The organism is Vibrio sp. A11 (assembly GCF_013048705.1).
Taxonomy (GTDB): domain Bacteria; phylum Pseudomonadota; class Gammaproteobacteria; order Enterobacterales; family Vibrionaceae; genus Vibrio; species Vibrio metschnikovii.
On sequence record NZ_VHSI01000004.1, the window covers coordinates 191779 to 215564 of the forward strand.

Sequence of the window (23786 nt, forward strand, 5' to 3'; positions counted from 1 at the left end):
ATGCGAACCAGTCATATGCTGGAGCATTTGATGGAGGCCTTACGTTGTTTACCTGGGGTTGGCCCCAAGTCAGCGCAACGTATGGCCTTTCATTTGTTACAGCGAGATAGAAAAGGTGGCTTGCAGTTAGCGGAAGCGCTGAATCAAGCCATGGTCGAAGTGGGACATTGTGCTGAGTGTCGAACGTTCACTGAACAAGAAGTGTGCGATATTTGTCGTAATCCGAAACGACAAGAAAATGGCCAACTTTGCGTCGTTGAAAGTCCTGCGGATATTGCAGCATTAGAAGCCACGGGACAATTCTCAGGGCGTTATTTTGTACTGATGGGACATTTATCGCCGTTAGATGGTATTGGTCCTAGTGATATCGGTCTTGATACGCTGGATTTTCGACTGCAAAAAGGTGGTATTTCTGAAGTCATTCTCGCTACCAACCCTACGGTAGAAGGGGAAGCGACGGCACATTATATTGCAGAGTTATGTCATGAGCATCAGGTCAGTGCCAGTCGCATTGCACACGGTGTTCCTGTTGGTGGAGAATTAGAATTGGTCGATGGAACAACATTATCCCACTCGCTACTGGGAAGACAAAAGTTTAATACGACCTTTTAGTTCCCACTGCCTACCTTTGAGAACCTCGAAACAGACCGATTAGCTTTGTTTTGAGGTTTTTATCTTTTCACTCTTTTCTTTGTTGTTATTCAGGTTAGTTGCTCTAGCTCGATTAGATTTTGTAAAGCTTGTTGATTGCTGTCACCGCAAACGACAGGGCAAGGTTTGAAGTGGTGGCAGACGGTTGGCCTTTCTGGTTTACCAAAGAGTTTGCATAGATTGTCCTCATTAAGCTGAATACAACGCACTCCTGCAGGCTTACCGCTGGGCATACCTGGGATAGCTGAAGAAATACTGGGTGCAATACAACATGCGCCACAACCGAGACGACAGTCCATTTTATACCTTTCGATGATTACCCGTTTAATGCGGGCGCTGATCCTAGCAGATCTTTTCTTTCTCAGCAGCGAAATTATTACCTTGTGACCTTGCAGTTTATAAACGGGAAAGGTATAACACCCGGCTGAAATCGTAACTAGGCAGTAAACCCTCATGAATATCCCATTTTGGCAACGTAAATCTTTAGAACAAATGACCGAAGCGGAGTGGGAATCGCTATGCGATGGTTGTGGTAAATGTTGTTTGCATAAACTCATGGATGAAGACAGTGATGAAGTCTATTACACCAATGTTGCTTGCAGTTGGCTCAATAGCGATACCTGTTCATGCAAAGACTATCCTAACCGTTTTCAATCTGGCGAAGAGTGTTTAAAACTTACGCGAGACAAGATAGCGGAATTTCATTGGCTACCTGATACCTGTGCTTATCGGTTACTCGCGGATCAGCAGCCGTTACCTGAATGGCATCCTTTGATCACGGGGTCGAAAGCAGCGATGCATGCGGCAGGGCAAAGTGTCCGTAATCAGGTTGTTTATGAAATCGATGTTATTGATTGGGAAGATCACATTATAAACCATCCTAACAGAAACTAGCGGTATTAAGATTTTTCAATCTCTTATCTTATTAATCGCTGCTTTGCCACCATTGTTAGCGGTGGTTAGGATTTTTATATAGGCTACACTGATGGCTTAATAACACCAAATCGAAATAGATTAAGAGCTGTTAACAATCATCATTGATATCTTTAAAATATGCACTTAGTTAGTTATTGTCGATGTGTTTTTATTGGTTTTATTATTTTAATAGTTAATGAATTATGTGTTCTAGTCTGGATTAGTTATTTCCTATAGGCATCAATAATATAAGTATTCACAGCAAAACTAATATATTTTCCTTTTTCTGTATTTTTAATGTATTCATAATTTGTATTTTTTATTTTTAATAAAAAATATTTATTGTCCTATGTTTTATTTTTTATTGAAGATTAAGCATATTTACATTGACCTTTTTTAACTAACCCTCCTATAATCCGCGCCGTTCAGTTAATGAACAGACTGTGTAATTACAGCATCTCGTTAGGCGAGGCTCCTGTACAAACATAGGCCACTGATCTCACGACATCCAGAGATGCCCAAGATCAGGACAGTTTTCATCGGATTAAGGTGTTAACCCAAGTGGCTTTCGCGTTTGCGAATACGTTGTATAGTGCTGAAGCTGGGACTCGGGGATGAATTATCCTACCATTTCCTTTCGCTCGTCAAATAACGGCTGTTTTCTTACATCATAGATCAATCAATTCAGGATATTCCTGAGTCACATGAGGTTAATGTGATGAATGTAAATGTAATGAAAAACACCCACTCAATTATTGAGACCGCACAAGTTAAGCAACTGAATGAATTTTCAAGAAAATTAATTCAGCCACGTTACCGTGAAAAATGGGTTGAGAAACTCGTTAAACTTTCTGATTCAGAAATTAAATTTGTATTAGAATCATTATCTAATCATGAAGTTTCTGAATTATTTAGTACGATTTCGGCCAATGCCACAGGAGAATTATTACTGTGCATTACACCACAGCAACTAAAAGAAATACTGCCTTTAGTTGCACCAAAGTTTATTGAGAATGCAATGCGTACCCTCGATGAGCAGGAGCGTGAGATTGTGCTCGAAGCGATGCCAATAGACGATTTAAAATACCATCGTGAAGCCTTGTTTTGGCCTGATGAATCGGTTGGCCGACATATGCGTTCAGATGTCATCACTTTACAAATTACTCAAACGGTAGAGCAAGCCAAGCAAACCCTTTATGAAGCTTGGGATATGCCAAACTTATTACACAACATGTACGTTGTGAACGAACAAGGGGCATTATTAGGAGAAATTAGTCCTAAAGCATTATTGGTTGCTTCATCAGAACAGTCGCTAATGATGATGGTTGAACAAAATAAGCTCGTGATTGATGCGATGGTTGATCAAGAGAATGCAGCCCGTTTGCTTCTTGAACATAATGTTCCAGTACTTCCTGTCGTTTATGAAGGCAAATTAGTGGGTTTTTTCTATCTAGAAGATGCTGCTGCGATTCTGGAAAAAGAAACAACAGAAGATGCTGAAATGCAAGGCGGTACGATTCCTCTTGATGGTAGCTATTTAGACACTACACCTTGGGAGTTATGGAAAAAACGTATTGTATGGTTATTAGTACTTTTTGTTGCTGAAGCCTATACCGGAACGGTGCTACGAGCGTTTGAAGAACAACTTGAAGCGGCAATTGCGTTAGCCTTTTTTATTCCATTATTAATTGGTACTGGTGGTAATAGTGGAACACAAATTACTACAACTATTATTCGCGCAATGGCGGTTGGTGAAGTCAGTTTACGTAATTTAGGGACAGTATTACGGAAAGAATTATCAACAGGAACTTTAATTGCCGCAGCAATGGCCGTTGCCGCTTGGATCCGTGCTTGGTCACTTGGCGTCGGTTTTGAAATAGGTTTAGTTGTAACGCTAACTATTTTAGCGATTGTACTATGGAGTGCTTTAGTTTCTTCAATTATTCCAATGGTATTACGTCGCTTGAATATTGATCCAGCGGTTGTATCTGCCCCTTTTATTGCAACATTAGTGGATGGAACTGGTTTGATTATCTATTTTGAAATTGCAAAATTAACTTTGCCTCAGTTAGCTTAATTATTAAAAACCCCTATCATCTAGTCATAGATATGATGATAGGGGTTTGTATGAAAATTTAATATCTTTCGATTAAATCGCCAGTTAAAAAACCAGTAGTTTGAATATGAATATTATTTTTTACTAAATTATTCAAAGTGATGTTCTACATGATTCAAATATGTCGAGTTCTGGCTGATAGACTTCGGTGTTAACATCCATAATTCCCAATAGAGAATGGAATATATTATCATGAGAGTACATTCCAATTTTATTTGCTGATTCTTGAAGACAATCATAATTAATATTTTTAATGTGTTGAAAACTAGGTGACATCCATACCATTAGTGGAACTTTAGTTTGATATTCAGGCGCTAAACGATAAGGCATTCCATGTAAAAATATCCCATTTTCTCCTAATGATTCACCATGATCAGAAACATAGATTAATGCAGTATGATAGCTTTTTTCTAATGCTTTAAGCTTATCAATGGTTTGGCGTAAAACATAATCGGTGTATAAAATCGTATTATCATAAGAATTAACGATTTGCTCTACTGAACAGTTTTCAATATCAGCGCGTGGGCAGTCAGGCATAAATGCCGCTTTGTCATCAGGATAGCGTTGAAAATAAGTTGGTCCATGACTTCCAATGAGATGTAATGAGATTAATCGATTACCCTGCATGTTTTCTAAATCTTGTTCAAAGTTTTCCAGAAGAGCCATATCGTAGCAGGTTTTACCATTACAGAGTTCGTTGTTTTCTGTTCTATCAATAGTGATAATGTCAATGTTTTTAGCCACCTCTTTATCACCACCATCATTCTCTTTCCATAATAATGATATGCCTGCACGTTTTAAAATATCGAGAGCATTATCTTGGTTATCCGCTTTTTGACGGTCAAAATTGGAGCGTGTCATTGAAGAGAATAAACAAGGAACAGATACTGCGGTCGCAGTACCGCATGAACTAACATCTTGGAATGAAATGATAGGCAGTTCATCGGTATAGGCGTTGGTTTTTCGTGGATAACCATTTAATTGATAGTTTTGAGATCGCGCCGTTTCACCCATGATGAAAACAACAAGAGTCGGTTTAGTCTCGGCACTTTTTATAGCCTGAGCAGATTGTTGCGCATCTTGGCCTATTTCTCGATACGGTAGGGGGGTAATAAAGTAATTATTATTTAAATACTTTACTGTACTATAAATAAAATGTGTCGGAATAATAATTTTATTGAGATAGGAATTGTTTCTACCAACAGAAACATAATCTTGATAATAAAATACAGCGATAAGAGAAATAATACAAAGCGAAACTAATAAACTGATTAGTTTCTTTATTATCAGATTAAAGAATGAGCCGCCTAGCGTTAAGCGGATTTTGGCAATAATAATGGCTGGTATTACGCCAATAATGAGTGTCCATAAGATAGAGTAACCACTAAGATAAGATCCTGCTTCACTACTATCTGTTTCTATAATATTGGCGATCATCGTTGTATCAAATATGGTGCCGTAATTGTATCCTGCATAGCTGACTAGCGATGACAGCAATAATAGAATGATGAAAAAAGGTTTACTCAACCAAGGCCAACTAAACAATTGAAAGAGAAAATTTAAAACTGCCAAGAAAAACAGTGGAATAGAAATAATAAAACCTATTTTAACGCTTTCAAGATTATTAATGATAGTAAATAACGATTTATAAACTGGAAGATTAATTATCGTTGCAAAGTAAAGTGCAATAAATAAAGTAAAAGTATGGTACGAGATTTGTTTTTTAAGCAGAGACTTGATGTTATTCATGATTATTTCACTAAAATAGAAAGCCAGACGAAACCAGCCAGTAATAAACTGATAAAGACGGCAGCAGAACCAATATCTTTGGCTCGTCCGCTTAATTCATGCCACTCATCTCCAATACGATCAACGACAGCTTCAATTGCTGAATTTATCAGCTCAACTGTCAGTACCAGAAGTAAGCTAGAAATAAGTAAGATTCGTTCAATATTTGAAACAGACATGAAGAAAGTGCTCATTATCAATACAACACAGGCGAGTAGTTCTTGACGAAAAGCCGCTTCGTAAAGCCATGCGGCTTTTAGCCCTTTTATCGAATAGCCCGTCGCGTCAATGAGGCGTGAGAGGCCAGTTTTTCCAGGTTTCACAATAAGCAGCCTATATAAAGTTAACTCATTAAGGATAAAGAGTTTTTGACAAGCCTTAAGACGGCTCTAATGCCGATCAAGTCTTGCGAATTGATGAGAAAAGTTGAAATGATTCACAAATAGTTGTTGTTTTGCCATTTGTTTTATCAATAGTGGAATCTACAGGTTTTTATGATCAGACACCGTCTGAATGCGTCATCGTTTGTATGGATATGTATGAAAATCAGGTTTTTTAGTCGGTCAGTTATTTATCTTGGATAGCTTTTAGTGATTGCAACGATGAGAAGAGGCAAATATGTCGGTGAATCAATAGGCGGATAAAACAGTAATGTAGGATACGGCTAAGGTCTAAAATTGAGGGAGGATCTTAAGCTCAGGTGTATTCAGCAGTAAAAACAAAAAAGAGAGCCGAAGCTCTCTTTTTCTAGGTGTTTGGTCGGACTGAGAGGATTTGAACCTCCGACCCCCGACACCCCATGACGGTGCGCTACCAAGCTGCGCTACAGTCCGATGCGCGTAATTTACTGACTTTTGATTACAGCGTCAAGCATAAAAACGTTTAACGCCATGATTTAATTATCTTTTGAATAAAAACGCTGCAATTCGGTTAAACCTTGCATCAAAATGGGTAGCGTAGGATTCTCGTTAGTCAGTCTTTGATAGTGTTCATCATAGAGTTTAAAGTTACCGAATTTATCGATGACCGTCGTTTGCTGATCAGAAATGAGAGCAAGCTCGCGAGTATCTCCGGCTAAAATCCAACGTCTTTTATTCTCGTTAAACAAGTTTTTGCCGCTACTAAAATCACTGGGATTAGACGATACCCCGAGTAGATCTTGCAGTAAAGTGACGGAAAAATCTAAGTGGCTAGTACGATGAGTAAAGACAGCCGGTACTTTACCAGGCCAATAGATAACCATGGGTACTTGAAGTTGGTAACGACTGAAATTGCTGTTAGCGCCCCAGCTGTTACTTCTGGTCTCATTAAACTCGGTGCCGTGATTAGACGTGATGACCACAATAGTATTATCGAGTAAAGCTAAGGTTTTCAGCTCGTTAAACAAAGTCGCTAACTCAAGATCAGCTTGAGTGACTGAATGATGGTAGCTGTGACGAAATCTATCGGTTGTAGTGGCTTGTTTATCGTGCGGAAGCAACTGATTAAATTTATCAACCGTGGTCAGTTCAATGAAGCTAAACCAAGGTGAATGAGTTTGCTGCGCCCATTGAGACCAATGACTAATCGTTTGTTGATCAACGCTTGGTGTCTCTGCAAACGGTATTTTCACTAACGGGAGTCCACGGAAAACCGACTCTTGAAACAGAGGTTCAGAGAAGTTATCGCTACTAAATAGACCAAACTGATAGTTTTGATTTTTTAATACATCAATCAGTACTGGTAAGGTGCCTTGCACTTTAATGCTACTGGCATAACTGCTTGGTAGACCATAAAAGAGCCCAAAAATACCATACATGTCGTTACTTGAGCTGTAATGATTGCTAAAGGTTAATGCTTTTTCCGCAAACTGATGAGTGTTTGGCATCAGCGATTCATTTAGCACATCGGCACGTAAGTTATCGACACTCACTACTAGGATATTGAGTTGATTAGGACGACGACCAAACTCAATTTTTTCTAATGGGTAGCGCACTAAATCGACGTTGTATTGGCTTTCTTGTAGCCGTTTTAAATATTCGTCTCTATCCAACAGGCCATGTTTTTCCATGAATGACTTTGCTGTCATCGGATAAGAAAGAGGGAAGTTTGACTTTTGGCTGGTGACCGGAGAATAGAAATAAGCGTCCGACCAGACATAAATTAAATGGCTAGCAATAAAGCTGAAAAAGAAGACGGCTGCAATTGGGCGACCAATTCGTTTATGCGACAGTTTACGTTGTTTACGCCATACCCATTCAGAGAGCGCCAATTGCACGAGGAAAATTAGGGGTAGCACGACAAAAAGATGTTGTAGATCAGCGCTAACCGTACTTTCGTCACTGAACATCAGCTCCCAGACAACAGGTGTTAGGTGTAGATTAATGGTTTGATAAGTCTGAGTGTCGATCAATAGTACGGTTAATCCCAAGGCAGCAAAACAGACCGCAAAAAAACGAAACAGTCGCCGTGATGGGATTAAAAAGGTGAGCGGAAAAAGAATCAGTAAATAGAGAGCAAAAACCAGAAAACTGAAATGGCCTACCCAAGAGACAGTTAAATAGAGTTGTCCCAAAAAAGTATCTGGCCAAGGTGTTTGAGTGATGTAACGGGTACCAATCAGCATCGCTGCAATGATATTGAAGAAAGCAAACCAATGCCCCCAGCTCACTAAACGTGAGACTCGTTCACCATATGTATTTCCGCTATCTACCATGAATTTTTCTATTATCCGCTCGGTCAGTAAAATTATTTTTCTAGAGAAGAGGTCAAAGCTTGAGCAAACTTCTCTGCGATCACTTTACGTTGGGCCGCTGCCACATGTTGGTTAAGCACATTAGTCGCCATATTGCCGGCAATCATTAATGTGAGTTCCGAAGACGCATTATGTTTATCAAGCACGGCAGCGATTTCGGTTAGGATAGTTTCAACTTGTTCGTTACTGTATTTCGATGTAATAGGCATAAAGACTCTATAGATGATAGTAAAAGCGGCTTATGATAACCTACTATGCCTGACAACTGAAACCAGTACGATGATTATTTCACTATGAGTTTGCACCTTTCCAATGTCATTTTGCATCAATTATGCAAAAACGATAACGATGAGTTAATGGTTAATTACCGAACTCAATCGCTTGATAATGATACCTCAACCGAAAACTTAGTTTCTGAGTTACATCGCGTGTTTAATGCAAAAGCGGGAAAGGGCTTTGGCTCTTTTAAAGCGGACAGTGATGTACAACGCTGGTTACAGGCGTTGCGAAAAGGAGAACAAGACTTTTACACTTTCTCACAACAAAGCGCCGAGCGTCTTAAACAAGAGTTGATTAAGTATCCTTTTGCTGACGAAGGTATTTTGGTGTTGGCGGAATACCAATCTTTAGCGACTCACTATTTGTTTATTGGTTTATTACCGCTCAATCAAAGCTTAAAAGTGACAGAGGGTTTAGACATCAGCGCTACCGATTACCTTGATATCAATAAAATGGATATTGCTGCGCGGGTCGACTTGTCGAGCTTTGAAACGGATAAATCTTCTAATCGCTATCTGTCTTATATTAAAGGGCGAGTCGGGCGTAAAGTGTCTGATTTTTTCTTGGATTTTTTACAAGCGGAAGTCGGACTTGATCCGAAACAGCAAAATCAAGTATTGATGCAAGCGGTAGAAGACTTTTGTAGTGATGCCAAACTTGAAAAAGAAGAAGCGATTAGCTACAAAAAACAGGTCTATGACTACTGCAATGATCAGATCAAATCCGGCGATGAAGTTCAAGTTAAAGAGCTATCCAGTGAATTACCTGCCAGTCATGAAGGGACCAGCTTCTTGGAATTTACTCGTGAGCATGGTTACCAACTGGAAGAAAGCTTTCCTGGTGATCGCGCAACGGTACGCAAACTCACCAAGTATGTAGGAGCGGGTGGTGGATTGAACATCAGCTTTGATAGCTTGTTAATGGGGGAACGTGTCTTTTATGATCCGGAAACGGATACATTAACCATTAAAGGTACGCCACCAAATTTACGCGATCAGCTAACCCGAAAGGGTTAACCATCTGATGAGTATTGGTTTGCTTATGTATTGATAGAGTGAGCTGTCGATACCGCTAAAAACAAGGAGCACATAATGTGCTCCTTGTTTTTTTGGGGCATTAGTGACAGCAGCCTTAAACCGATTGATGTTGAACCACAACCTCTTCGTCAGTTAACACCTCATTCGCCGTCGCAGTTGGCTCACATTTGTCGACAAACCATCCCATATAAGAGGTAAAAATTGTGACAATAATGCAAACAAAGCTTAGCCACATGAATGGCGCATAAGATAAGGTTGCGACGCCTAAGATACTGGCCATATAGATACCATTATCACTCCAAGGCACCATTCCAGACGTTAGCGTGCCACCAAACTCGGCATTACGTGACAAATTTTTACGTTGATAGCCTAATCGGTCATAATTTTTGGCACAAATTTTTGGTGTCAGGATAAGTGAAACATACATCGCGGAACCAAATACGTTGCCCATAAAAGCCGTACCAATGGTACTGGTTGCTAATGAACCGCTATTGGTGACGCGGCGCTCAAATAATTTGGCAATCGTTTCGAGTACGCCGACTTTATCCAATAAGCCACCAAAGCCGAGACCAAAGATGATCACTGCAACGGATCCCAACATCGAAGACATACCGCCTCGGTTGAGAATTGAGTCAATAAAATCAACTCCCGAGGTAATGCTAAATGGAGCCCAAGCAGTATTAAAGGCGGGTAAGAAATCGACTTCTTGGATCATGACTGCCCAGATAATACCTAACAATGAACCAAAGCTAATCACAGGAAACGAAGGCATACGCAAGGCGAGTAAACCAAGGACAATCAGTACAGGAATGAAAGAGTAAGGGGTAATATAAAACTGGGTTTCCATTGCGGTGATGACCGACTGCACTTGTGACATATCGACGTTACCCGCGTAATGAAAACCAAATAGGGTAAACATGATGCCGGTAATCACATAACTGATCAGAGCAATCGGTAGCATGCCTTTAATGTGTTCCATCACTTCGACGTTCGACATTGAAGACGCCAGAATCACCGAATCAGACAGTGGCGACATTTTATCGCCAAAATAACAGCCCGATAATACTGCGCCAGCGGTGACGGGAGCAGGAACGCCAAGACCCTGACCGATGCCCATCATCGCAATCCCAGCTGTACCCGCTGCCCCCCAAGATGTCCCTGTAGCCAATGCTGTTAAAGAGCAGATCACCATCGTGGCAAGCAGGAAAATAGAAGGGTGAATGGCCTGTAGGCCATAATAGATAATGGTTGGTACGATGCCGCCAGCAATCCAAGTACCGACTAAAGCGCCGACGGCAAGCAGAATTAATACCGCTCCTAAGCCGTTAGAGATACCGGTCAACGCGGCTTTTTCTAGCTCTTTATACTGGTGTCCTAGGCGAACCCCTAATCCCATAATGATAAACCAGCCAATATAAAGTGCTAGTTGAATGGGTAAATCAAGTTGAGCGGTAAAAGAAAATGCTAATAATAAAAACAGCCCCAGTGCGACAATAACTTGTAACAAACTGGGTAAGCGTGTGGGGGCTTGTGTCATGTTTAGAACCTCGAGTTCGATGATATTACCAAGGAGAGGTAAGCATCCTTATTATTTGGCTGCGACTTTACATGAAATGTTGTCACATATCGAACTTAAAGCGAGTTGTTGTGATTTGTATCAGTTAAAAACATTACTGTAGTGTTAAATGTTGTTTTTTCGAAAAATTAATGAAATGAAACAGTTTGTAGCATGAAATTATTGTGTTGCAAGGTGTGAGTGATTAAGTGAAGTTTTAATTAATAAACACTAAAAAACGCCAAGTTAGACTTTTTCAGGGGTTGAACTTAAATCGACGATAAAGCACAGTAGATAACATGACATTCTATCATTGCCGCTAGGAGTGATAGATGAGGTTTTTATTTGAACACACGGAGAAGTAGTGCGATGAGAGTAGGTTTAGTCGGTTGGCGTGGCATGGTTGGCTCTGTATTAATGCAGCGCATGGTCGAAGAAAGAGATTTCGATGTCATTGAGCCAGTATTCTACAGTACGTCACAAATTGGTATTGCAGCCCCTAACTTGGGGAAAGACGCTGGAATGCTGCAAGATGCCTATGATATTGACAGTTTGAAGCAGTTAGATGCCATCATCACTTGTCAAGGTGGTGCCTATACGGAAAAGGTTTATCCTGCTTTGCGCCAAGCGGGATGGAAAGGGTATTGGATTGATGCGGCTTCTACGCTACGAATGGATCCTGAAGCGATTATCACCCTCGATCCTGTCAATTTAGCGCAGATTCAGCAAGGTATTCATCAAGGAACAACCACATTTGTGGGTGGTAACTGCACGGTTAGTTTAATGCTCATGGGATTGGGTGGCTTGTATGAAAAAGGCTTGGTTGAATGGACCAGTGCAATGACTTATCAGGCAGCCTCTGGGGCAGGTGCACAAAACATGCGTGAATTAATTTCACAAATGGGTGTGATTAACGATGCGGTTAGTTCGGAATTAGCCAATCCTTCGAGCTCGATTCTAGATATTGATCAAAAAGTAGCAGAAACCATGCGTTCAGCGTCGTTTCCCACTGATCAATTTGGTGTACCTCTCGCAGGTTCATTGATTCCATGGATTGATGTCAAACGTGACAACGGACAAAGTAAAGAAGAGTGGAAAGCTGGCGTTGAAGCCAACAAAATTTTGGGCTTACAGAATACCCCGATCCCAATTGATGGTACTTGTGTGCGCATTGGTGCGATGCGTTGTCACTCACAAGCGCTGACGATTAAATTGAAACAAAATATCCCACTTGATGAAATTGAAGAGATTATTGCCTCTCATAACCAATGGGTGAAAGTTGTTCCTAATGAACGCGATATCACTGCGCGTGATTTGAGCCCGGCGAAAGTCACCGGAACGCTATCGATCCCGGTTGGACGTTTGCGCAAAATGTCGATGGGGGATGATTTCTTGAATGCCTTTACCGTTGGCGATCAGTTGTTATGGGGAGCGGCCGAGCCACTTCGTCGTACATTACGAATTATTCTGGCAGAGAAACAATAAGCCAGCGTTAAGTCATCAAACCATACTTCGTCAAGCGAAAGCGCCTATGTGCTTTCGCTTTTTTTATGTTTTTTGATTGATGTTCAGTGATTCCCGTTAGGCCAAACCAGGGAATAAATTACGCAAACCGTTAGCAATAAACTCTATACCAAGTGCGCCAAGAATCAGTCCCATGATCCGAGTAATGACGTTAATACCCGTTTGGCCAAGTAAACGCACGATGTAAGGAGCGGAGCGAAACAGCAACCAAGAACCCAGACTAAAAACCACAATAGTTAAGGCAATGCCTATCGTATCAAACATACTTGGATAGCGTGAGCTATAGACGATGGTTGAACTGATTGCACCAGGTCCCGCCATTAAAGGCATCGCCAGTGGAACAACACCAATCTGTTCTCGACTGATGTATTCTGATTTTTCTTGCTTGTTTTGTTTATCCTCACCCAGTTTTCCGCTCATCATTGAAAAAGCAATGCTCAGTAACAGCAAACCACCTGCCACTCGGAATGAATCCAGTGAGATACTGAACATATCGAGTAGAACTTGCCCTGCAAGTAAGGCGGTAATTAAGATCACGGCGACAGCAATATTGGCCGTGGCTGCAGTTTTGTTCTTTTCTTCCAATGTCATATGGCTGGTTAAAGACACAAAAATAGGCATGATGCCAACCGGGTTAACCGCGGCAACCAGTCCTAGAAAAAATTGCAGGAAAATGGCGAGTTCAAAATGCATTAAAACAGTCTCTGACGATGAGTAAAGTAGATAGGCTAAGATAATGTATGTTAATCGAAACAAAATCACGAATGAAAAAAACTAGTTCATGGCTCTCATCATGATTAAGAAAAACTAATCATGGGATCATTGTGATAATGCACTGTTACAAATAATGTGGTCGAGATAGGTTTTTAATGATGATTTGTTAACATCCACACAGTTTCTGTAAAAAAAAGCCCAGGGGTTGGAGAGTTGCTGAAGAGTCTATATACTCAAACTGGCACATAAAACATTGGCTACAAATGGTAATGTTGTACAAAAATGAAACTTTTTTACAAAATGTTGTACTTTTTCTAGTTTATTGTGTTTGATAGCCTCTTTTTTAATCATGTGTTAATTTGTTGTTTTTCTTTGTTAATTCAACTTCTTATGTGTTTTTTTCTGGCTGTGTTTCTTGGGCGGTGCTATTTAGTTTTTGAGAACTGATCTGAGTCAATTTTTTTCAAACCGTGAAAGATTATACTCAGTTCTGAAAGCAATTTACTAAGTCTGTCGTTACTTAAGCTATTGTGAGACCAAAATAAAACTGAGAGACAGCAAGCTTAATAAAGAGTTTTTAACATTTTTCTATTTTAGGAGATTCACTATGCCGGTAACTAATTTGGCTGAACTTGATGCTCTTGTGGCTCGCGTTAAAGCGGCACAAGCAGAATTTGCAACTTACTCTCAAGAGCAAGTTGATAAAATTTTCCGTGCAGCATCTTTAGCCGCAAACCAAGCCCGTATTCCTCTCGCGCAACAAGCGGTAGCAGAATCAGGCATGGGTATTGTTGAAGATAAAGTGATTAAAAACCACTTTGCTTCAGAGTTTATCTATAACAAATACAAAGATGAAAAAACCTGTGGTGTCCTTGAAGAAGACGAAAGTCTAGGCACGATGACGATTGCTGAGCCTGTTGGTATCATCTGTGGTATTGTCCCAACGACTAACCCGACTTCAACCGCGATTTTCAAATCACTCATCTCTTTAAAAACGCGTAACGGTATTATCTTCTCGCCACACCCACGTGCGAAAAATTCAACCAATGACGCAGCGAAACTCGTTCTTGATGCAGCGGTAGCTGCTGGTGCACCGAAAGACATTATCGGTTGGATTGACCAACCTTCAGTTGAGCTTTCTAACGCCTTAATGAAGCACGATGGTATTGCGCTAATCCTTGCTACTGGTGGTCCAGGCATGGTGAAAGCGGCTTACTCTTCTGGTAAACCAGCTATCGGTGTTGGTGCCGGTAACGTGCCTGTTGTAATCGATGAAACTGCGGATATTAAACGCGCAGTCGCTTCAGTTTTAATGTCAAAAACGTTTGATAACGGTGTGGTTTGTGCTTCTGAGCAAGCGGTTATCGTTATGGATGAAGTTTACGATGAAGTGAAAGAGCGTTTCGCGACTCATAAAGCTCACGTATTAAGTAAAGCCGATGCAGATAAAGTACGCAAAGTCCTCCTGATCGATGGTGCGTTAAACGCGAAAATCGTTGGTCAACCAGCGACAGCGATTGCTGAAATGGCGGGTGTTAAAGTACCAGCGGATACCAAAATTCTAGTCGGTGAAGGTATCGGTGAAGTGTCTTACGATGACGAGTTTGCTCATGAGAAACTATCGCCAACACTAGGCATGTTCCGTGCTTCTTCTTTCGAAAATGCCGTAGAGCAAGCGGTTCGAATGGTTGAGATTGGTGGTATCGGTCATACCTCAGGTTTATACACCAACCAAGATATTAATGCAGACCGTATTCGTTACTTCGGTGACAAAATGAAAACGGCTCGTATTTTGATCAATATTCCAACCACTCACGGTGGTATTGGTGATTTGTACAACTTTAACGTAGCACCGTCTTTGACTCTGGGCTGTGGTTCTTGGGGTGGTAACTCTATCTCTGAGAACGTGGGTCCTAAGCACCTAATCAACAAGAAAACTGTTGCTAAGCGAGCTGAAAATATGTTGTGGCACAAACTCCCTAAATCAATCTACTTCCGTCGTGGTAGCTTGCCAATCGCACTGAGCGATCTTGAAGGTAAAAAACGTGCCTTCTTAGTAACAGACCGTTTCCTATTCAATAACGGTTACACTGACGAATTGGTTAGCATGCTCAAAGCATTGGGTATGGAAGTACAAACGTTCTTTGACGTGGAAGCAGATCCAACGCTATCTGTAGTTAAGAAAGGTGCCGAAGCGATGCAAAGCTTCCAACCTGATGTGATTCTTGCTCTTGGTGGTGGTTCACCAATGGATGCTGCGAAGATCATGTGGGTGATGTACGAGCATCCAGAAACTCACTTCGAAGAGCTTGCTATGCGCTTTATGGACATCCGTAAACGTATTTACAAGTTCCCGAAAATGGGCAAAAAAGCAGAGTTAGTGTGTATCACTACAACGTCTGGTACAGGTTCAGAAGTTACACCATTTGCGGTAGTAACCGATGACAAAACGGGTGCTAAGTACCCACTAGCGGATTACGAATTGACCCCTCATATGGCGATCGTTGATGCTAACCTAGTGATGAATATGCCAAAATCACTAACAGCCTTTGGTGGTTACGATGCGGTAACTCACGCTCTAGAAGCTTATGTTTCTGTATTGGCGAATGAGTACTCAGACGGTCAAGCTCTGCAAGCACTGAAGATGCTGAAAGAGTATCTACCATCAAGCTACAAAAATGGCGCTGCAGACCCAATCGCTCGTGAAAAAGTGCACAACGCTGCAACGATTGCTGGTATTGCTTTTGCTAACGCCTTCCTTGGGGTATGTCACTCAATGGCTCACAACATTGGCGCTGAGTTCCATTTACCACATGGCCTTGCTAACGCGCTATTGATTTCTAACGTTGTACGTTATAACGCGAACGATAACCCAACTAAGCAAACAGCATTCTCTCAATACGACCGTCCACAGGCTCGCCGTCGTTACGCAGAAGTTGCTGACCATCTTGGTTTAAGCCAAGCAGGCGACCGTACAGCACAGAAAATTGAGCGTTTATTAACTTGGTTAGAAGAGCTGAAGAAAGAACTCGATATTCCATTATCGATTCAAGCTGCGGGCGTTAATGAAGCTGACTTCCTAGCTAAAATTGATGATTTGTCAGTTCGTTCGTTCGATGACCAATGTACAGGCGCGAACCCACGTTACCCACTGATTTCTGAGCTTAAAGAAGTCCTTCTTTGTGCTTATTACGGTAAAGCTTTCGTTGAAGGTGAAACCTTCGAAGGGACGACCGTTATCAAGAAAAAAGATGACCAAAAGCCAGCAAAGAAAAAGTAAGCTGAATTAATGAGAGGTTTTCGCTAGCACGATGCTTCTCTAATCGAATCGAGACCCTACCATAAGTTATGGTAGGGTCTTTTTTTTGATGGCTATGTTGGGAAATTTTGTAAATGATTACTCCGATCAATAATCAAGATAGCGACTGATTAACTGAGCGATAGCGGTGACGACAACGATGAAAATCTAGGGTTGCGTCACCATTTTAGCGCTATATAATGGCCTTCAGCTCAGAAAGCTTGATGAGCATCAAAAAACGAAGAGCAAGATAAATAACTTGCCAATAGAGCTCAATTTGATTCATCGCCTTTATTCAAAAGTGATAAACAGCAAACCTCTATAGACTTTACAACTGTATGACTAATTTTCTCAGTGTGACTCGTCGTGCTGATCCCTGATTATTACCATTTGTTTGAGGATAGTTATTGTGACACGTATTATTGTTGTCGGTGGAGGTGCCGGTGGACTAGAGCTAGCCACTAAGCTCGGTCGAACGTTAGGGCGAAAGAATCGCGCTAACATCACCTTAGTGGATCGTAATTCTAGTCATCTATGGAAGCCATTGCTCCATGAAGTCGCCACTGGCTCTTTAGATGAAGGCGTTGATGCATTGAGTTACCGTGCCCATGCTAAAAATCACTGTTTTGAGTTTCAACTTGGTAGTCTAGAAGCAATTGACCGTGAGACAAAGCGGATCACGCTGAGTGAACTGAGAGATGAACATGATGAGTTATTGATGCCAAAACGAGAACTGGAATATGATCTTCTAGTCTTAGCGATTGGCTCTAAATCTAATGATTTCAACACGCCTGGAGTAAAAGAACACTGTATTTTCCTAGATAGCCCAGAGCAAGCACATCGTTTCCGTACCGAAATGAATAATGAATTTTTAAAGCTACATGCTAAAAATGGTCAGGGAACGGTTGATATTGCGATTGTGGGGGCTGGAGCGACAGGTGTAGAATTATCCGCTGAATTGCATAATGCGGTGAAAGAGTTACACAGCTACGGCTTTGGTGATTTAGACTCGAGCAAGCTCAATGTTAATTTAATCGAAGCGGGCGAGCGTATTTTGCCTGCATTGCCACCGCGCATTTCTGCCGCCGCGCATAGCGAGCTGACTAAATTAGGGGTCAATGTTCGCACCACGACGATGGTTACTAAAGCTGAGAAAGATGGCTTAACCACCAAAGAGGGCGAAAAAATCTTGGCGACGATCATGGTTTGGGCTGCAGGCATTAAAGCGCCTGATTTTATGAAAGACATCGCAGGCTTAGAAACCAACCGTATTAACCAGTTAGTCGTCAAGGATACCCTTCAGACGACTCGTGATGATGATATTTTTGTGATTGGTGATTTGGCCCAGTGTACACAGGCGGATGGTAAGTTTGTTCCGCCACGCGCTCAAGCCGCCCATCAAATGGCGTCACAAGCGTTCAAAAATATTGTTGCTAAACTGAATGGCCGAGAATTAAAGCCTTACATCTACAAAGATCATGGCTCTTTAGTGTCACTAAGCCGTTTTTCTACTGTAGGCAGCTTAATGGGCAACTTAACCAAAGGCTCAATGATGGTTGAAGGGCGTATTGCGCGTGTGGTGTACATTTCTTTATACCGTATGCATCAAATGGCCTTGCATGGTATTTTTAAAACTGGGCTAATGATGTTGGTTGGACGAATCAACAGAGTGCTTAGGCCGAATCTTAAACTGCACTAATTAAATAAAAAACCGAAGCATAAAACTCTGAATACCGCTCACTTAACCGTGAGCGGTTTGTTTTTATAAGGATAAGAACATTTAGGTGATTTATCTGCCATTGATATGGCTAAGTACGCGACTTTTTTCACTTCAGTTATGAATAATTTATTTTTAATTAAGATTGATTTCTATATCTGACTCTATGGTAGAAGAACAAGTCAAAATATAACCTTCCTCGATTTCTTTCGCGGTTAATGCAGTTTGATTCAAAGTCGTTACACGACCTTTACTAATTTTACATTTACAAGAGCCACAAATACCGCTGCGGCAAGCGATGAGCAGAGGGACTCCTGCATTTTCAAGTACATCAGCAAGCAATTGTCCTTTCTGAGCCTTGATGGTTTGAGCAAAGTTAGCCACGCCAACCTTGACCTCGGTGTCTGAGATCAGAGGTTTTTGAGTTTGAATTGGACTAAAACTTTCTTGATAAAAATTAGCCATATCAAAGCCGAGTTTGAGTAAGTAACCTTCAATATCTCGCATGAATTTATCGGGGCCACACAAATAGATATTACGTGAATGCATATCTGGCACTAGGGTTTTCAGCCAGTGTATATCAATTTTTCCTTGCGGATAGCCACTGTTCTTTGCGTCTTTTAACAACAATTTCAGATGAAAATTGTCGTACAAGGTGTGATAGGTTGCCAATGTATCAAAGTAGAGGGTTTGTTCGGGGGAACGAGCAATGTGCAAAAACTCAATATCAATCTCCATCGCATGATGAAGCCAATATTTTATCATAGCCATGACAGGGGTGATCCCACATCCTGCACTGATAAGTAGCACTTTACTTTGCCCATCGTGAATTTTCGGTGGATGATCAATACAATTAAAATCACCTGTCGGAGGAAGTGCTTGGACAGTACCTGTCACCTGTAATTGATCAATCAAAAAATTCGATACTTTACCGCCATCTACACGTTTAACGGTAATTTTGAGGTAATTCTCTGCGTTCAACGAACTGATTGAATAAGCTCTAAATTCCATCTTTCCTGCTATCTTAACTCCAAGATTGATAAATTGTCCCGGTTTAAAATCAAACAGTAACGATTCGCTCGGTTCACCGAAGCGAAGAGAAACCGTATCTTCAGTTTCAAAGAATTTATCGATGCAGTGCAGTGTGACTGGCGTTTGACCCTGCCATTTAAAATACATAATATTCTCTCCTACTATCATCAAATTTAATGCCCTCATAAGAGGGCATTAAATTTTAAGCGGCCAAAATCGTTTTTAAGTCTTCTGCTACGTTGCCAATGCTACGCATATCGAACTTATCTTGAAGAATAGTGAGTAGATTATCGGTTAAAAATGCAGGGGCTGTTGGACCGGTGTAGATCCCTTTCACACCGAGTGCGAACAAGGTCAATAGGATCACTATCGCTTTTTGCTCAAACCAAGAAAGCACGAGTGTTAGAGGCAGTTCGTTGATATCGCAATCAAACTCTTTTGCCAGTGCCAAGGCCAACTGAATGGCTGAGTAAGCATCATTACATTGGCCCACATCCAATAAACGAGGGATACCATTGATGTCGCCAAACTGGTTTTTATTAAAACGGAATTTACCGCAGGCAAGAGTGAGGATTAAAGTATCGTCAGGCGCTGCAGCGGTGAAGTCGCTATAGTAGCTGCGTTCGGCTTTATCGCCATCACAACCACCGACTAGGAAAAAGTGTTTGATATTACCCTGTTTAACTTGATCGATGACGGCTGGAGCCGCATTCATGAGCGCATTGCGACCAAAGCCAACGGTGATCATCTGCTCTATCTCGTCATGCAGGAAACCAGATTGGTTTAATGCACACTCAATTACCTGATTAAAATCGTCACCTTCGATATGTGCAACATCCGGCCAGCCAACGATACTGCGGGTGAATAAGCGCTCAGCGTATTGGCCTACATTTGGGTTGAGTAAACAGTTGGAGGTCATAACAATCGCTCCAGGGAAATTAGCGAATTCTTTTTGTTGGTTTTGCCAAGCACTGCCATAGTTGCCAACCAAGTGAGGGTATTTATTAAGCTCAGGGTAGCCGTGGGCAGGCAGCATTTCACCATTGGTATAAATATTAATGCCTTTACCGACCGTTTGTTGCAGGATTTTTTCTAGATCATGTAAATCGTGACCAGAGACTAGAATACACTTCCCCTTGATAGGTTTAACATTAACAGCGGTTGGCTGTGGATGGCCGAATGTGTCCGTTTCACCGAGATCAAGCATCTCCATGACTTTATAATTCATCAAGCCAATCTTCATTGAACAATCGAGTAGCTCTGAGAGGTCGTCAGGTTCGGTACCAAGCCAAGCCATAATGTCATGATATTGGGCGTAGATATCGTTGCTGGTTTGACCAAGTACACGCGCATGCTCCATGTAGGCAGCTGCGCCTTTTAAGCCATATAAACACAATAAACGTAAGCCAATCACATCCTCGTGAAGCATCTCTTTACCCCGATTAACCGCCACTTGTGGTGCGAGAGTTAAAATTGCCTCAACCGAATCAGGTAATTCAAATTGGGCAACGGCGGGTAGAGGTGTGATAGGTTGGTTAGTGAGTTGGCTGGCCGCCAGCACTTGTGCCTTTAAGCGCACTTGATATTCTGCAGCTAGATGAGTCAGCTCAAGAATACGCTGTGGATCGAAATTGACATTGGTTAAGGTAGCAAAGAAAGCTTTAGGAGCCCATTGATTGATCTCATCGTCAATGATATTGAACGAGTAGGCTTGGTTTGCCCAAAATGAAACGCCTTGCAATGTATAGACCAAGATGTCTTGTAAGTCAGAAACTTCCGCGGTCTTGCCACACATACCTTGCGTAAATGAGCAGCCTTTTATGGTTGGCGTCTGGATAGTCTGTTCACATTGAATACAGAACATAATAAATCTCCGGTGTGTTAACCCTAAACAGTTCATGTCTAGGGAAGGGCTAAAGGTAGAATCCTTTACCGAAAAGCAGAATTTATGCCAACTTGTAATTTATTGATTTTAAAGTGGAAAATCAAACTAGTGGACTGTGGTTGATGTAAAAAAGACACCGACAGGATGTGATATTGACATCTGCTTAGTGGTCTATTTTGAGCCTACACCGAGTTTTTTCCCCATTCGGTACAGATTACCGCGATCCATATGCAGAAAATCGGCGGCCTTTGACCAAACTCCATCCGATTGTCTTAATGCATGTTCAATTAAGAGCTTTTGATGCACTTCTACCAGCTCGCGCATCGATTTTGGATGGAGAGGAAAAAAGCTTGATGTTGTTTTCACATCCGAACGGTGGGGTAAAATATCAAAATGGTCGATATTAATCGTCGTATGAGCTTGCTGAATAGCATGAAGTGCTGCTCGCGTTAGTGCATGTTCCAGTTCACGCACGTTACCATACCAAGGCAAGCTTTCTAATTGACTGAGCAGCCTGGGGTGAACATGTAAATTTGGGGTATTGAATTGGTGACGTACTTTTTCGAGTAAGTAACCAGCCAGTACAGGAATATCCCCTTCACGTATTCTCAATGGGGGGACCGTTATGGGAAAAACATTGAGGCGGTGAAATAAATCCGCACGAAAATGCCCCTCTGCGACTTCTTGAGCTAAATTACGGTTGCTGGCTGCAATGATCCGGACATTAACCAAAAGGTGTTTATCACTGCCAACACGTTGTAGTTCTCCTTGCTGAATCACACGGAGCAATTTGGCTTGCAGGATTAACGGCAATTCGCCGACTTCGTCGAGAAACAGTGTTCCCCCATCTGCAAGTTCAAATTTACCCGCTCGGTGCTGATTTGCACCAGTGAAGGCGCCTTTGACATGACCAAACAACTCACTTTCCGCTAGGCTTTCGGGTAATGCTGCGCAATTGACATAAATCATCGGATGGTCACGACGATGAGATTGAGCGTGCACTTGATGGGCGACTAATTCTTTACCGGTTCCTGTCTCACCCAAAATCAATACTGCATAGTCTGAGGGGGCGACGATAGCGATTTGCTGACGAAGTTGCTGGATTTGTGGGCTAAGACCGACCATCTCACCTTGTTGTGAGCGGGCTTGCTGAATCAACGTTTGGGTGATGGTGCTTTGTTTTTTATTCTGTGCTTTAAGTGCTTTTAATTGAGCGATGTTGCGTAAGGTGGCCGCGGTCAGTGCCGCGAAGGTGTCGATCATTATAGGGTCAAGATGATCAAAAGCGCCGATGGTCAGTGAGTCCATCGTTAACGCTCCGACTAACTGGCCATCAACATAAAGGCTACGCCCTAAGCAATCATGCACGGTGAGTGAGGGCTGTTCATTGAGTAAAGCACCATCAAAAGGATCGGGTAATGGACAATTGGCATCAAAGCGGACGGTTTGTTGGCTATGTAGAATTTGTTCTAAACGAGGGTGCACTTTAGGAAAATAGCGTTGACCCAAGACACTCGTTGATAAGCCTTTTACCGCGACAGGTGTTAAAAATCCATCGTGATCAAAAACAAATAGTGCGGCCGCGTCGCAAGGAAAAACGCAAGCGACGCCATCAATCATACATTGATATTGTTGCTGACTAGATAGGTTGGAACTTAAGTTCAATGCTATGTTAAGCACAACTTGATCGATCGCTTTGGACATAAGTAGCTCTGTTTAATCATCGAGCTCAATATGCTAACAGTTAGATGTCATATTAACATCGCATGGTTATTTTTATTGATGTGTGATTGACATCGATCAATTTTCAATAACATTATAACTGAGTCAGTCATGTTGATTACGTTGGTGCTTTTAAAGTATCTGGTGATCGGTGGCTTATGCTACAGAGTCAATCTATATCATTGAGATAGAGAGTATGCTTAGCAGGACTTATTTTATTGTTTTAACTGATATTGATTACTGTACTGATGTGAACCACTTGAGATTGGCTCTGGAATAATTGAAAAAACCAGTCCTGCTTTTGGTTGACCATGAAAAATAAACCGATTTTGGGCAAGGCATTCTTGCTTCGCTTCGCACGCTTGAGCGAGCTGTTGACTAGGAATATTGCTAGGGTCACAGATAATTTCTAAGCGAGTCAGTTTGAGCTGGGCAAAACTCCACTCTATCAACGCAGCTAGTGCTTCTTTCCCGAACCCTTGTTGTTGATGATCGTCTCCTATCCAATAGCCTAAACTCGCCATATTAAACGTGGTAGAAAATTCATTAATCGCGACCATACCAACGATTTGCTGCGTTGCTTTATCGATCACCGCAAAGCCATAGGCGTCAGCTTTTATCCAGTTTAATCGTGTTGCCAGAATAAATCGTTCAGCCTCTTGTTGGTTAAAGTGGGCATGACACCAATCAATCCATCGATGTAAGGAGGGCGAGTGTTGAATAAGTCTTGCAAATTCGACCGCTTCATCAACCGATAAAAGGCGTAATTGCAAACGCTGAGTATTGATTAAAAATTCTGGGCTCATGACAGATTGCCTC

At 41.6% G+C, this 23786-nt stretch carries 18 protein-coding genes, 1 tRNA gene and 1 riboswitch; of the genes, 7 read left to right on the forward strand and 12 right to left on the reverse strand.

The features are described from left to right. Positions 1-612, forward strand: coding sequence for a recombination mediator RecR (gene recR, locus FKQ60_RS06405; protein ID WP_004394900.1), 612 nt, complete (start codon positions 1-3; stop codon positions 610-612). Positions 613-701: 89 nt separating this feature from the next. Here the strand turns inward: recR and FKQ60_RS06410 are convergent, their stop codons facing one another. Beyond that, the gene (locus FKQ60_RS06410) at positions 702-950 is read right to left on the reverse strand and encodes a YkgJ family cysteine cluster protein (RefSeq protein ID WP_154167469.1); all 249 of its coding nucleotides are present in this window, start codon (positions 948-950) and stop codon (positions 702-704) included. A 154-nt stretch (positions 951-1104) separates the two neighbouring features. Between FKQ60_RS06410 and FKQ60_RS06415 the strand changes: the two genes are divergently transcribed. Together FKQ60_RS06415 and mgtE are read left to right on the forward strand one after the other, a co-directional pair. Next, positions 1105-1545, forward strand: a complete 441-nt coding sequence (locus tag FKQ60_RS06415) for a YcgN family cysteine cluster protein (RefSeq protein ID WP_170904352.1) — start codon at positions 1105-1107, stop codon at positions 1543-1545. 472 nt (positions 1546-2017) lie between these two features. Beyond that, positions 2018-2187: riboswitch (M-box (ykoK) riboswitch) on the forward strand. A 112-nt stretch (positions 2188-2299) separates the two neighbouring features. Then, complete coding sequence (gene mgtE, locus FKQ60_RS06420) at positions 2300-3643, forward strand: magnesium transporter (RefSeq protein WP_083797742.1); 1344 nt, start codon at positions 2300-2302, stop codon at positions 3641-3643. Positions 3644-3775: 132 nt separating this feature from the next. Here mgtE and FKQ60_RS06425 read toward each other — a convergent pair whose 3' ends face one another. The 5 genes from FKQ60_RS06425 to FKQ60_RS06445 form a co-directional block, all read right to left on the reverse strand. Beyond that, on the reverse strand, positions 3776-5431 hold the full coding sequence (locus tag FKQ60_RS06425; protein ID WP_170905095.1) for a phosphoethanolamine--lipid A transferase: 1656 nt from the start codon (positions 5429-5431) through the stop codon (positions 3776-3778). A 2-nt stretch (positions 5432-5433) separates the two neighbouring features. Then, complete coding sequence (locus FKQ60_RS06430) at positions 5434-5793, reverse strand: diacylglycerol kinase (RefSeq protein ID WP_040904196.1); 360 nt, start codon at positions 5791-5793, stop codon at positions 5434-5436. A 433-nt stretch (positions 5794-6226) separates the two neighbouring features. Next, positions 6227-6303, reverse strand: a tRNA-Pro gene (locus tag FKQ60_RS06435). 62 nt (positions 6304-6365) lie between these two features. After that, complete coding sequence (locus FKQ60_RS06440) at positions 6366-8165, reverse strand: DUF3413 domain-containing protein (protein ID WP_170906196.1); 1800 nt, start codon at positions 8163-8165, stop codon at positions 6366-6368. A 32-nt stretch (positions 8166-8197) separates the two neighbouring features. After that, positions 8198-8413, reverse strand: coding sequence for a YejL family protein (locus FKQ60_RS06445; protein WP_004394913.1), 216 nt, complete (start codon positions 8411-8413; stop codon positions 8198-8200). 84 nt (positions 8414-8497) lie between these two features. Here FKQ60_RS06445 and yejK point away from each other — a divergent pair, with 84 nt between their 5' ends. Next, complete coding sequence (gene yejK, locus FKQ60_RS06450; protein WP_161425128.1) at positions 8498-9499, forward strand: nucleoid-associated protein YejK; 1002 nt, start codon at positions 8498-8500, stop codon at positions 9497-9499. Positions 9500-9614: 115 nt separating this feature from the next. Here yejK and nhaC read toward each other — a convergent pair whose 3' ends face one another. Further along, entirely contained in the window at positions 9615-11057 is a 1443-nt protein-coding gene (gene nhaC, locus FKQ60_RS06455) for a Na+/H+ antiporter NhaC (RefSeq protein ID WP_072669713.1), read from the reverse strand. Between the two features lie 387 nt (positions 11058-11444). Between nhaC and asd the strand changes: the two genes are divergently transcribed. Beyond that, complete coding sequence (asd, locus tag FKQ60_RS06460; RefSeq protein WP_110166635.1) at positions 11445-12560, forward strand: aspartate-semialdehyde dehydrogenase; 1116 nt, start codon at positions 11445-11447, stop codon at positions 12558-12560. Between the two features lie 96 nt (positions 12561-12656). On the opposite strand, the gene FKQ60_RS06465 is transcribed toward asd, so the two are convergent. Continuing rightward, a complete protein-coding gene (locus tag FKQ60_RS06465; protein ID WP_004394918.1) occupies positions 12657-13292 on the reverse strand; it encodes a YchE family NAAT transporter in 636 nt (211 codons plus the stop codon). A 628-nt stretch (positions 13293-13920) separates the two neighbouring features. Between FKQ60_RS06465 and adhE the strand changes: the two genes are divergently transcribed. Continuing rightward, a complete protein-coding gene (gene adhE / locus FKQ60_RS06470) occupies positions 13921-16593 on the forward strand; it encodes a bifunctional acetaldehyde-CoA/alcohol dehydrogenase (RefSeq protein ID WP_170905093.1) in 2673 nt (890 codons plus the stop codon). 427 nt (positions 16594-17020) lie between these two features. Beyond that, positions 17021-18310: an NAD(P)/FAD-dependent oxidoreductase gene (locus tag FKQ60_RS06475; protein ID WP_154167540.1), complete on the forward strand. Its 1290-nt coding sequence runs from the start codon at positions 17021-17023 to the stop codon at positions 18308-18310. A 153-nt stretch (positions 18311-18463) separates the two neighbouring features. Here the strand turns inward: FKQ60_RS06475 and FKQ60_RS06480 are convergent, their stop codons facing one another. The 4 genes from FKQ60_RS06480 to FKQ60_RS06495 form a co-directional block, all read right to left on the reverse strand. Next, positions 18464-19507: a hybrid-cluster NAD(P)-dependent oxidoreductase gene (locus FKQ60_RS06480; RefSeq protein WP_170906197.1), complete on the reverse strand. Its 1044-nt coding sequence runs from the start codon at positions 19505-19507 to the stop codon at positions 18464-18466. A 55-nt stretch (positions 19508-19562) separates the two neighbouring features. Beyond that, a complete protein-coding gene (gene hcp, locus FKQ60_RS06485; protein WP_170906198.1) occupies positions 19563-21224 on the reverse strand; it encodes a hydroxylamine reductase in 1662 nt (553 codons plus the stop codon). 192 nt (positions 21225-21416) lie between these two features. After that, positions 21417-22949 (reverse strand): nitric oxide reductase transcriptional regulator NorR, encoded by a 1533-nt coding sequence (gene norR, locus FKQ60_RS06490; RefSeq protein ID WP_170906199.1) that lies wholly within the window; start codon positions 22947-22949, stop codon positions 21417-21419. A gap of 233 nt (positions 22950-23182) precedes the next feature. Beyond that, the gene (locus FKQ60_RS06495) at positions 23183-23773 is read right to left on the reverse strand and encodes a GNAT family N-acetyltransferase (protein ID WP_170906200.1); all 591 of its coding nucleotides are present in this window, start codon (positions 23771-23773) and stop codon (positions 23183-23185) included. Positions 23774-23786: the final 13 nt, after the last annotated feature.